The sequence below is a fragment of the Billgrantia ethanolica genome, assembly GCF_021404305.1.
GTDB lineage: Bacteria > Pseudomonadota > Gammaproteobacteria > Pseudomonadales > Halomonadaceae > Halomonas > Halomonas ethanolica.
Genome location: NZ_JABFTX010000001.1, coordinates 950,024 through 961,858 on the forward strand (window position 1 = coordinate 950,024; position 11,835 = coordinate 961,858).

The following is an 11,835-nucleotide window of genomic DNA, read 5'->3' on the forward strand; positions in this document are numbered from 1 at the left end:
CTCCCGCTCACAGCCATCGCAAATCAAGTTAGGTGCCCTGCACAAAAACTCAGAAATGAGAGAATGTTAGGCGTTGCCTAATTTACCCCAGCCGTCCACTTAACCCAAGCGACTTTGGCCGCGCCCGGCACAGCTACCGATGCGCTACTGAATGGGCGCAGTGAGATAGGCCGCCCGCGAGACGAGCTTGCTCCACAGCGGGCGATTCTGCAACTCGTCGTAACCGATGCGGCGGCAGTCGGCGAAATCGCGCTCCAGCATCAGGCGCACCTGGGCGGCAAAACGTCGGTCGGGAATGAAGGCGGTAATCTCGAAATTCAGGCGAAACGAGCGGTTGTCGAGGTTCACCGTGCCAACCGATGCCGCACTGTCGTCGATGAGAATCACCTTCTGGTGCAGGAAGCCGGGCTGGTAGCGATAGACCTTGACCCCGGCCCGCACCATGTCGGGCAGGAACGAAAAGGCCGAGAGGTAAATGAGCAGATGATCGGGATGCTCGGGCATCATGATGCGCACGTCGACGCCGCGCATGGCGGCGAGCCGCAGTGCATCCTGCACGCCTTGATCAGGTACGAAATAAGGGCTCGTGACCCATAGCCTCTCGTGTGCGCTGTGGATGGCATGCTGCACCAGCAGACTGGCCGTCTCCTGCCGGTCGGCGGGCCCCGAGGGCACGATCACCACGTTGTGGCACTCCTCGCAGGTGACGTGCGGCTCCCAGCTCAGATTGAGCACTGTCCCCGTGGCCCAGTGCCAATCTTCCCAGAACGCCTCCTGCAACCCCAGCACGCTGGGACCGGTGAGCTTGAGGTGGGTATCGCGCCAGGGGCCGTGGCGCGGATGCTGGCCCAGGTACTCCACCCCCACGTTGAAGCCGCCGAGCCAGCCCTCGTTGCCATCGACGACGAGGATCTTGCGATGGTTGCGGAAATTGAGCTGAAAGCGATGCTTGAAGCCTCGTGAGGAGCGGAACGCACTGGTCTCGACGCCCCCCTCTCTCAATTCATGCAGATAACCTTCGGACAGCTTGCGGCTACCGACCTCGTCGAACAGGAAGTAGACCCGGACCCCTCGCTGCGCGGCGCGCAGCAGGTGCTCCTTGAGCCGGTGTCCCAGCGCGTCGTTGCGCACGATGAAGAACTGGATCAGCACATAGTCGCGGGCGGAATCGATGCCGGCGAACAGGCTATCGAACGTTGCCTTGCCGTCGATCAGCAATTCGGCCTGATTGCCGCTGGTCAACGGCATCATGGCCAACTGCTCCACGGCGCGGATATCGGGGTTGCGGGTATAGGCCAGGAACGGCTCCAGCCGTTCCCGATAGCGAGCGAGAATCCTCCGCAGTACGGTATCGCGCTCGCCGCGGGCGGAAACGTAACCATAGAAGCGCGGCCGACCGAAGATCCAGAACGCCGGTACCGCCAGGTAGGGAAAGGTGACGAGAGAGATGATCCAGGCCACGGCCCCCTGCGAGGTGCGGCTGGAAAGCAGCGCCAGGACCGCCGAGACGAAGCCCAGCAGATGTACCATGAATATCGCCAGGCCGAACAGCCAGGATGCCATGATCTCTCCCTGTAAAAACAGCAATCTGAAGCATACCTTAGACTACAACGGCCCCGCCAGCTGGCGGGGCCGTTTGCCTATGGAACTAGAGGTTCCGTAGCCACATCATGCGCGCTCGGCGATGATCTCCTTCCACTTGGCGGGGCCGGTCTGGTGCACCGAGGTGCCCTGGCTGTCCACCGCCACGGTGACCGGCATGTCCTCGACCTCGAACTCGTAAATCGCTTCCATGCCCAGGTCGGCGAAGCCGACCACGCGGGACTTCTTGATCGCCTGGGCCACCAGGTAGGCGGAGCCGCCCACGGCCATCAGATACACCGCCTTGTTGTCGCGGATCGCCTCGATGGCGGCCGGGCCGCGCTCGGCCTTGCCCACCATGCCCAGCAGGCCAGTCTCTTCCAGCATGGTGCGGGTGAACTTGTCCATCCGCGTGGCGGTCGTGGGGCCTGCCGGACCGACCACCTCGTCGCCCACCGGATCCACCGGCCCGACGTAATAGATGAAGCGGCCTTTCATGTCGACTGGCAGTTCTTCGCCCTTGGCAAGCATGTCGACCATGCGCTTGTGCGCGGCATCTCGACCGGTGAGCAGCTTACCGTTGAGCAGCAGGGTGTCGCCCGGCTGCCAGGTCTGCACCTCTTCCGGGGTGACCGTGTCCAGGTTCACGCGCTTGACGTTGTCACCCGCCTCGCGGGTGATCTCCGGCCAGTCTTCCAGCTTGGGCACCGGCAGTGCCGCCGGGCCGGAACCGTCCAGGGTGAAGTGCGCATGACGGGTGGCGGCGCAGTTGGGGATGATCGCCACCGGCTTGTTGGCGGCGTGGGTCGGGTAGTCCTTGACCTTGATGTCGAGCACCGTGGTCAGGCCGCCCAGACCCTGGGCGCCAATGCCGCTCTTGTTGACCTTGTCGAACAGCTCCAGGCGCAGCTCCTCGGCACGGTTGGACGCACCGCGCGCCTGCAGCTCCTGGATGTCGATGGGATCGAGCAGCGCCTCCTTGGCGATCTCCATGGCCTTCTCGGCGGTACCGCCGATGCCAATGCCGAGCATGCCGGGCGGACACCAGCCGGCGCCCATCTTGGGCAGCTGCTCGAGCACCCAGTCGACCACGCTGTCCGACGGGTTGAGCATGGCGAACTTGGACTTCGCCTCGCTGCCGCCGCCCTTGGCCGCCACGTGGACCTCGACCTTGTCGCCGGGCACGATCTTGTGATGGATGATCGCCGGCGTGTTGTCGCCGGTGTTCTTGCGGGCGCCGTCCGGATCGGCCAGCACCGAGGCGCGCAGCACGTTGTCGGGCAGCTGGTAGGCACGACGCACGCCCTCGTTGATCATGTCGTCGAGGCTCATCTCGGCGTCCCAGCGCACGTTCATGCCCACATGCACGAACACGGTGACGATGCCGGTGTCCTGACAGATCGGACGGTGGCCCATGGCGCACATGCGCGAGTTGATCAGAATCTGGGCGATGGCGTCCTTGGCCGCCGGGTTCTCCTCCCGCTCGTACGCCGCCGCCATGGCGTCGATGAAATCCTTGGGATGGTAGTAGGAGATGTACTGCAGGGCGTCGGCGACGCTCTGGATCAAATCGTCCTGGCGGATCACGGTCATGTGCAAGGAACTCCTCGGCAGTGTCGGCATGCCCGCTTCTGGATTCGCAAGCGCGAAGCGGCGGGTTCGAACGGGGGCGAATTATACCGTATCGCGGCCTGCTAGACAGGTTCATGCCGCCAAGGTCGAACCCTGGTGGTAACGGCTCGAGAAGATAACGGTATAAAAGCCAGATCGATTTGTCGCCCTGGACCACCACCTCTACGCTAGCTGTTAGTCAGTCATGGACTCATGGAACGTAGCGTCACGATCAAGGAGCCGATCATGCAACCCACCGTGTCCGATTTCCTCGTCTCCCGCCTGCGCGAATGGGGTGTGGAGCGGCTGTACGGCTACTCAGGCGACGGCATCAACGGCGTGATGTCCGCCCTGCGCCGCGCCGAAGGCAATCCCCGCCTCATTCAGCCCCGCCACGAGGAAGTGGCGGCCTTCATGGCCTGTGCGCATGCCAAGTTCAGCGATGAGGTCGGCGTCTGCGTGGCCACCTCCGGCCCCGGCGCGGTGCACCTGCTCAACGGCCTCTACGATGCGCGCAAGGACCACATGCCCACCGTGGCCATCGTCGGTCAGCAGGCGCGCAAGAGCCTGGGCACCGACTATCAGCAGGAACTCGACCTGATGGCGCTGTTCAAGGACGTCGCCAGCGAGTACGTGCAGATGGTCACCGAGCCGGCTCAGGCCCGTCACGTCATCGACCAGGCCATGCGTATCGCCATCGCCCGACGCACCGTGACCTGCGTGATCCTGCCTAACGACGTGCAGGACCTGCCCATGGAAGATCCGCCCAGGGAACATGGCGCGGTATTCTCCGGCGTCGGCTACCAGTTTCCCCAGCAGTTGCCCGAGCCCGCCGACCTGGACGCCGCCGCGGAAATTCTGAAGTCCGGCAAGAAGGTCGCCATCCTGGCCGGCGCCGGGGTCAAGCATGCGGTGGACGAGCTGATTCGCGTGGCCGACCTGACCGGCGCCGGCATCGCCAAGGCGATACTGGCCAAGACCATGGTGCCCGACGACCTGCCCGGCGTGACCGGCTCCATCGGCCTGCTCGGTACCGAAGCCAGCGACCGCATGATGAGGGAGTGCGACACCCTGCTGATGGTAGGCACGCGCTTCCCCTATGTGGAGTTTCTGCCCGAACCGGGTCAGGCCCGCGCCATTCAGATCGACGTGGTACCGGAAGCCCTGGGCGTGCGCTACCCCACCGAGGTCAACCTGCATGGCGATGCCGGCGCCACCTTGGCAGCCCTGGCCGAACGCCTCAAGCGCAAGCGCAACAGCAAGTGGCGCAAGCAGGTGCAGGGCTGGATCGACGACTGGTGGGAGAAGACCGAGGCGCGTGCCGCCACCGAGGCCACGCCGATCAACCCGCAACTCGTGTTCCAGCGCCTTTCACCACGCCTGCCGGACGACGTCATGCTCACCTGCGACGTGGGTAGCGCCACCAACTGGTATGCGCGCAACCTGAAGATCCGTCGCGGCATGCTGGGCTCCGTTTCCGGCGGACTGGCCTCGATGGGCAACGGCGTGCCCTACCTGGTCGCCGCCAAGTTCTGCCACCCTGGCCGCCCTGCCATCGCGCTGGTCGGCGACGGCGCCATGCAGATGCTGGGCAACAATGCCCTGATCACCCTGGCCAAGTACTGGCAGGAGTGGGAAGACCCGCGCTGCATCGTGCTGGTGCTCAACAACCACGACCTGAGCCAGGTGACCTGGGAGCAGCGAGTCATGGAAGGCGACCCCAAGTTCGATACTTCCCAGGAGCTGCCCGAGTTCCGCTACGATCAGTACGCCGAGCTGCTCGGTTTCAAGGGCCTGGTCATGCGCGAGCCCGACGACATCGACCGGGTATGGGACGAGGCCCTCGCCGCCGACCGTCCGGTGGTGATCAACGCCTATACCGACGGCGACATCGCTCCCCTGCCCCCGCACATCGAGTTCGAGCAGGCCAAGAGCTACCTCGCCTCAATGCTCAAGGGCGACTCCAGCGGCCTGCACAGCGCCAAACTTTCGGCCAAGCAAATGGGCCGTTCGCTGTTCAGGCGCAAGAAGTGATCCCCAGGCCCAAGACGTAGCCTACCCGGCCCGGTCATGCGGCGGCGTAACCGGGCCACAACACTCGCCTGCGGCAGAGATCAACAGGAAGATAACGGTATAAATGCTGGCGAGATAAATCGTTCAATCGGGCTGACAGCTCGGGCAGCGATAGAGCCGACGCGAGGCGACCGTCAGTCGCTCGATCGGCGTGCCGCAGGCGTGACACGGCCTGCCGTCGCGCTCGAACACGGCAAAGCGACTGAGCCGTCGGCTCTCGCCGTGCCGCCTGGCAGCGACCGCCCACTCGCCGCGGTTGGTCACGCCGGCCTGTTCGTAGGCCTGTCGCGTCACGGCGAGGATGGTACGCGCCAGCTCTTGCAGTCGCACGGCGCTCAGGTCGGCGACCCGGGCCGTGGGCGACAGCCCGGCGAAGAACAGGATTTCGGAGCGCAGGTAGTTGCCGATGCCGGCGAAAGGTGCCTGATCGAGCAGCAGCCCGCCCAGCCGACGGCGCACGAAGCGCGGCTCGCTCAAACGCGCCACGGCCTGCTCCGGCGTGACCCCGTGGGTCAGCAGGTCGGGGCCGAGACGGGAGAGAAACGGATGCTCGGCGAGCCGCTCGGCCGGCCACAGCGAGACGTCCGAGGCGCTGTAGAGGCTGGCCGAGCGTCCTTCCGCCGTCAGCCGTACGCGCAGCGAGCGCTCGGTATCGGGCTCGCGTTCGGCGTCGTGGAGCTTCCATAGGCCGTAGAGCTGGTTGTGGCTGTAGAGCACGCGACCGTCGTCGAAGCGGGTCAGCAACGCCTTGCCCCAGCTGTCCACCGCCGTGACCTCTCGCCCCACCAGCGAGTCGGCCTCGGCGGCCAGTTCGGGGAAGGCGAACCACACGGACTCCAGCCGCCTGCCGGCAAGCTGCTCGTGCAGACGGTCGGCGGCACGGCGAATCTCAGGGCCTTCGGGCATCCCTTTTCCTTACGATCTCAGCAACGAATCCGGCGATCATGGGCCGCTCGGGCTGATCCGCGGACAGGCCTGTGAGGAGGCGCTGTGAACCCATCCCTGGGCGCTACTTTTGCCATCCCTGGCAAAAGACCTCCTCTTCGGCCTGCCCCCGGCGCCCCTCGCTCCGTGGCATTATGGCTCCTCGATATACGAAAGAGCATCTGTGGATTGGCGTCGCGAGCGAAGAGAGGTTGCCCGCCGCCGGAGCGCAGCAACCGGAGTTAGCTTGCTGCTCAATGAGGATTGCGACGGTTCGACGCCTCGATACCGTCGGCGGGCAAGATATCGAGCGCAGCAGTCAATCAACGATGCCTACCCCAGAGCCAGCTGCCGCTCCTTAAGCTCATGCAGCCGGTCACGCAGCCTGGCCGCCTCCTCGAACTCCAGGTTCTGGGCCGCCTCGAACATGGCGTCCTCGACCCGCGAGACCTCCTTGGCCAGATCGATCGGCGAGAGCGCGTTGAGGTCGTAGATCGCCGCGCCCTCGGCCACCTTGCGCTCGCTGCGCCGTCCCTTGCCCTTGCGCCCCGGCGCCTGAGCCGCCTCCATGATGTCGGCCACCGAGCGGGTCACGGTAGTGGGCGTGATGCCATGCTCCTCGTTGTGGGCGATCTGCTTGGCGCGGCGCCGCTCGGTCTCGTCGATGGCGCGACGCATGGAGTCGGTCGTTCGGTCGGCATAGAGGATCGCCTTGCCGTGGGCGTTGCGCGCCGCCCGGCCGATGGTCTGGATCAGCGAGCGCTCGTTGCGCAGGAAGCCCTCCTTGTCCGCATCGAGGATCGCCACCAGCGAGACCTCGGGAATGTCGAGCCCCTCGCGCAGCAGGTTGATGCCCACCAGCACGTCGAAGTTGCCCAGACGCAGGTCGCGGATGATCTCGACCCGCTCCACGGTGTCGATGTCGGAGTGCAGGTAGCGCACCCGCACGTCGTGCTCGTCGAGGTACTCGGTGAGATCCTCTGCCATGCGCTTGGTCAGGGTGGTGACCAGCACCCGCTCGCCGACGTCGGCACGCAGGCGGATCTCGGAGAGCAGATCGTCGACCTGGGTCGAGGCCGGGCGTACCTCGATTTCCGGGTCGACCAGCCCGGTCGGGCGCACCACCTGCTCCACTACCTGGCCGGCATGTTCGGCCTCGTAGGGGCCGGGCGTGGCCGAGACGAAGATCGTCTGCGGACAGATGCTCTCCCACTCCTCGAAGGTCATCGGGCGGTTATCCAGCGCCGAGGGCAGGCGGAAGCCGTACTCCACCAGCGTCTCCTTGCGCGAGCGGTCGCCCTTGTACATGCCGCCAACCTGGGGAACGCTGACGTGGGATTCATCGATAAACAGCAGCGCGTCGTCGGGCAGGTAGTCGAAGAAAGTGGGCGGCGGCTCGCCGGGATTGCGGCCGGAGAGGTAGCGCGAGTAGTTCTCTATGCCGTTGCAGTAGCCCAGTTCGTTCATCATCTCCAGGTCGTAGAGGGTGCGCTGCTCCAATCGCTGCGCCTCCACCAGACGGTCGTTCTTGCGCAGCCATTCGAGGCGCTCGACCAGCTCGGCCTTGATCGCCTCGGCGGCCGAGATGATCGTCTCCCGCGGCGTCACGTAGTGACTCTTGGGATAGATCGTCATGCGCGGCACTTCGCCGCGGGTTTCGCCGGTGAGCGGATCGAACAGACGGATCGAGTCGATCTCGTCGCCGAACAGTTCCACCCGTACCGCCTCTTCGTCGGAGTCTGCCGGATAGATGTCGATCACGTCGCCGCGCACCCGGTAGGTAGCGCGTTTGAAATCCATGTCGTTGCGGGTGTACTGCAGCTCCGCCAGACGACGCAGGAAGCGGCGCTGATCGATCAGCTCGCCGCGGGTGAAGTGCAAACGCATCTTGAGGTACTGATCGGGATCGCCGAGGCCGTATATCGCCGAGACCGAGACCACGATCAGCGCATCGCGCCGCTCCAGCAGCGCCTTGGTCGCCGAGAGCCGCATCTGCTCGATGTGGTCGTTGATCGAGGCGTCCTTCTCGATGAAGGTGTCCGACGAGGGGACGTACGCCTCCGGCTGGTAGTAGTCGTAATAAGAGACGAAGTACTCGATGGCGTTGTCGGGGAAGAACGACTTGAACTCGCCGTAGAGCTGGGCGGCCAGGGTCTTGTTGGGCGCCATGACGATGGTCGGGCGCTGCAGCCGCTCCACCACGTTGGCCATGGTGAAGGTCTTGCCCGAGCCGGTCACGCCGAGCAGGGTCTGATGGGCCAGGCCCGCCTCCAGCCCCTTCACCAGGCTTTCGACGGCGGCCGGCTGGTCACCGGCAGGCTTGAACTTCGAATTGAGGCGAAACGGCTTGCTCATCGCGGCTCCGGGCATGCATCAGGCGCCCTGGGGCGCCTGCTGTCTCGATGGTTCGTCTTGGTCCGTGCATCAGCAGCACGTCTCGGTGCGGCAACTTCGTGAGTATAGGAGCGCTGCAGCCTTCATGCCGCCTCGACGGTACTGCGCGTGGTGACTTCCACGGTGGCGCTGGTCATGAGACGGTGGATGGGGCACTTGTGGCTGATCTCTTCCAGCCGCAGGCGCTGCGCCTCGTCCTCGATGCCGTGGAAGGTCATCACCACTTCGAGTCGATAAACGCCTTTGCGTTCATCGCTGACGTCGCGATTGACCCTGACGCTGACGCCCTCCAGCGGCCACTGCTTACGCTGGGCGTACATCTGCGCCGTGATCGCCTTGCAGGCTCCCAGCGAGAGGTCGAAATAGTCATGAGGATCGGGGGCGCTCTCCTCGCCGCCAAAGGCCTTGGGTACGTCGACGTAAAGGTCCTCGAAGCCCGCAATCCGCACCCGCTGACGCAAGATACGATTCCGCTCGCTGACGATTTCGATGGTCTGTTTCATTGTACGCTCCGCTCTTGCAGTTAGATGGGTGCGGCTGAATGGGGCTACTTGACCTGGATGGGCAGCTTGAGCGCCTCGACGGCACGGATCAGCGCTTCACGACTGACGCGGCCTTCCACCTCGGCACCGTGGCGCCCCACCTCGGCACTCTCCACCCCATTCACCATCATCAGGGCGGTGGTAATGCGATTCACCTGCTCGGCGTTTTCCACACCGGTGAAATCGAGCGACTGATGCGGCATGCATGACTCCCTACCGTGGAATAAGGTAATAAGCAGTCTAACATGAGCGTTGCAGTGCGACATCGCTTGCAATCCGCCCTCGCCGCCCGCATACCGAACGATATATCCCCGACATGACGACCTGGAGCCACAGGCATAATGAGTGATTGGACAACCGCCCTGGAGGGGCGCCGCACGAGCGATTCACGGGTCGAGTTCGAGATCGGCGAGCCGGGCCAGCAGGCTGCGTCGAACGTCAAGGTGACGCCACTCGTCCACCTCGCCGTCCTCGACGTGGTCGGCACGGCTGCCGACAAGCTGCTGCAGGGCCAGACCAGCGCTCAGGTCGAGCTGGCCAATGGTGGCTTCGCGCCCTTGACCTGTTTCTGCAACGCCAAGGGACGCATGCTGGCCAACGCCCAACTGCTGCGCATCAGCCCCGAGCGCTACCGTCTGATCCTGCACCGTGACCTGGTGGAGCCGCTGCGCGATCACCTGAAGAAGTTCGCCCCGTTCTACAAGAGCGAGCTCAGCGTTCGCGACGACCTGGCACTGCTGGGTTTGATCGGCGCCGACGCACCGGCCATCGCCGCCCGCCATTTCGACATTCCAGCCCCCAGCCTGTGGCATCAGGCCGGCGACGCGGAGCGCCAGCTACTGGCTCATCCCGGGCCGCAGCCACGCGTGTTGATCTGCCTGCCCCGGGAGCAGGCTGTCGCAACAGTCAGCGCCCTGGCCGATCAAGCGACACTGGTCGGCAACGCCGAGTGGTGCCTGCAGGACATCCGGGCCGGGCTTGCCTGGCTCACTGCCGCCCACCAGGACGGCCTGCTGCCGCAGATGATAAACTGGGAGGCACTGGGTGGCATCAGCTTCAAGAAGGGCTGCTACACCGGCCAGGAGGTGGTGGCTCGCGCGCACTTTCGCGGCCAGGTGAAGAAGCGGCTGGCGCACTGCCGACTCGAGAGCGACCAGTTGCCGGAGCTGGGCAGCGCCATCGTCGACGAGAATGGCAAGAGTGGCGGGGAAGTGATCGCCGCGGAGCGCGACAACGAGGGTGGCGTCGAGCTGCTCGCCGTGCTCACCACCCGCGAGGAGATCGGCCCGCTCAGCCTCGAGGATCGTAGCGTGACCCTGCTGCCTCTCCCCTACCCGATCGAACGGCTCGATCCGGAAAGTCTGGCCTAGGCCGCACCCTCGCCCAGATCCAAGCCGAAGACTCTCCCCGCGGTCGCCGTACTTTGTGCGGCGACCGCCTCGGGCGTCTCGCCGCGTAGCTTGGCCACCATCTCGCACACCTGAACGATTCGGGCAGGCTCGTTGCGCTGCCCCTGGTAGCCGCACAGCGGCATGTCGGGGCTGTCGGTCTCCAGCACGAAGCCGTCCTCGGGCAGGCTCTTCACTGCGCGCCACAGGCGCTGGGCGCGCTCGTAGGTGACTGCACCGCCCAGCCCCACCACGAAGCCGAGATCGAGAAACTTCCAGGCCTGATCCGGCGAGCCGGCGAAGGCGTGAATCAAGCCGCCCGCCGGCAGGTCGAGCTGGCGCAGGCGCTTGGAGACCTTATCGTTGGCATGCACGCAGTGAATCACCACCGGTAGCCGGCGCGCCTTGGCCAGTCGCAGTTGGGCATCGAACAGCTGCCACTGCTCGTCGAGTGTCTCCTCGAAGCGCGCATCGATGCCGCACTCGCCCAGCGCCTGCACCTCGGGGTGCTCATCCAGCAAGCGAGTCAGTGCCTCGACGTCGCCTGTGCCGTGTTCGTGCATGAAATAGGGGTGCAGTCCCAGGCTGACGTGCACGTCGTCACGCTGGCCCAGCGCCAGCACGGCGGGCCACCTCTCGCGGGTCGTGCCCGGCACCAGGAAATGCCCGACACCGGCCGCCCTGGCGCGTTCGAACATCGCCTCGCGGTCGTCGTCGAAGGCCTCGAAGTCGAGGTGGCAGTGGGCGTCGATCAACATCCGTGTCGTACTCCCTTGCGTGGCCGGAGCCACGCTGGCACCCGGGTCACTCCGGCTCGGGCTGGGTGGCTGGCAGCTGCGAGGTGCATGCCGGGCAGCGCGTGGCCGGCAGCGGAATCTTGCTCAGACAAAAAGGGCAGTCCTTGACCGTGGGCGGCGCCGCCACCTCGGGGGTGAAGGCCAGGTTCTTGAGCCGATTGATGTAGCGAATAAGCAGGAAGGTGGCAAAGGCGACGATCAGGAACGACAGCACCGCGTTGAGGAACAGGCCGTAGTTGAGCGTCACCGCGCCGGCCGCCTGCGCCTGTTCCAGAGTGTGGTACACCTCGCCGCCAGGACCGTCCCGCAGCACCAGGAACTGGTTGGTGAAATTCATCCCACCGGTCGCCAGACCGATCAGCGGGGTGAAGAGGTCGCTCACCAGACTGTTGACGATGGAGGTGAAGGCAGCCCCGATGATGATGCCTACCGCCATGTCGACCACATTGCCCTTGGCCGCAAACTCGCGGAACTCCTTCAGCATTTTCGATGCCATGGAATCGATCCCCAACACCACGCTGATAT

Annotated in this window: 10 protein-coding genes; 2 read left to right on the forward strand and 8 right to left on the reverse strand. The window is 65.0% G+C overall.

Features of this window, described 5'->3' with window-relative positions; genetic code table 11:
- Positions 1-144 precede the first annotated feature (144 nt).
- A complete protein-coding gene (gene cls, locus HOP53_RS04395; RefSeq protein ID WP_234268868.1) occupies positions 145-1,563 on the reverse strand; it encodes a cardiolipin synthase in 1,419 nt (472 codons plus the stop codon).
- Between the two features lie 105 nt (positions 1,564-1,668).
- Positions 1,669-3,174, reverse strand: coding sequence for a fumarate hydratase (locus HOP53_RS04400; protein ID WP_234268869.1), 1,506 nt, complete (start codon positions 3,172-3,174; stop codon positions 1,669-1,671).
- A 264-nt stretch (positions 3,175-3,438) separates the two neighbouring features.
- Here HOP53_RS04400 and HOP53_RS04405 point away from each other — a divergent pair, with 264 nt between their 5' ends.
- Positions 3,439-5,226 (forward strand): thiamine pyrophosphate-requiring protein, encoded by a 1,788-nt coding sequence (locus HOP53_RS04405; protein WP_234268870.1) that lies wholly within the window; start codon positions 3,439-3,441, stop codon positions 5,224-5,226.
- A 123-nt stretch (positions 5,227-5,349) separates the two neighbouring features.
- Here the strand turns inward: HOP53_RS04405 and nei are convergent, their stop codons facing one another.
- From nei to HOP53_RS04425, 4 genes are all read right to left on the reverse strand, one after another.
- On the reverse strand, positions 5,350-6,171 hold the full coding sequence (gene nei / locus HOP53_RS04410) for an endonuclease VIII (RefSeq protein WP_234268871.1): 822 nt from the start codon (positions 6,169-6,171) through the stop codon (positions 5,350-5,352).
- 351 nt (positions 6,172-6,522) lie between these two features.
- Positions 6,523-8,544, reverse strand: coding sequence for an excinuclease ABC subunit UvrB (uvrB, locus tag HOP53_RS04415; RefSeq protein ID WP_234268872.1), 2,022 nt, complete (start codon positions 8,542-8,544; stop codon positions 6,523-6,525).
- A 122-nt stretch (positions 8,545-8,666) separates the two neighbouring features.
- Positions 8,667-9,086 carry an OsmC family protein gene (locus HOP53_RS04420; RefSeq protein ID WP_234268873.1) on the reverse strand — a complete coding sequence of 140 codons (420 nt, stop codon included), beginning with the start codon at positions 9,084-9,086 and terminating at the stop codon, positions 8,667-8,669.
- 44 nt (positions 9,087-9,130) lie between these two features.
- A complete protein-coding gene (locus HOP53_RS04425; protein ID WP_234268874.1) occupies positions 9,131-9,328 on the reverse strand; it encodes a hypothetical protein in 198 nt (65 codons plus the stop codon).
- 138 nt (positions 9,329-9,466) lie between these two features.
- Here HOP53_RS04425 and ygfZ point away from each other — a divergent pair, with 138 nt between their 5' ends.
- On the forward strand, positions 9,467-10,495 hold the full coding sequence (gene ygfZ, locus HOP53_RS04430; RefSeq protein ID WP_234268875.1) for a CAF17-like 4Fe-4S cluster assembly/insertion protein YgfZ: 1,029 nt from the start codon (positions 9,467-9,469) through the stop codon (positions 10,493-10,495).
- Here the strand turns inward: ygfZ and HOP53_RS04435 are convergent.
- Both HOP53_RS04435 and mscL read right to left on the reverse strand, forming a co-directional pair.
- On the reverse strand, positions 10,492-11,271 hold the full coding sequence (locus HOP53_RS04435) for a TatD family hydrolase (RefSeq protein WP_234268876.1): 780 nt from the start codon (positions 11,269-11,271) through the stop codon (positions 10,492-10,494). The genes ygfZ and HOP53_RS04435 overlap by 4 nt on opposite strands.
- A gap of 46 nt (positions 11,272-11,317) precedes the next feature.
- The gene (gene mscL / locus HOP53_RS04440; RefSeq protein ID WP_234268878.1) at positions 11,318-11,806 is read right to left on the reverse strand and encodes a large conductance mechanosensitive channel protein MscL; all 489 of its coding nucleotides are present in this window, start codon (positions 11,804-11,806) and stop codon (positions 11,318-11,320) included.
- Between the last annotated feature and the right edge of the window lie 29 nt (positions 11,807-11,835).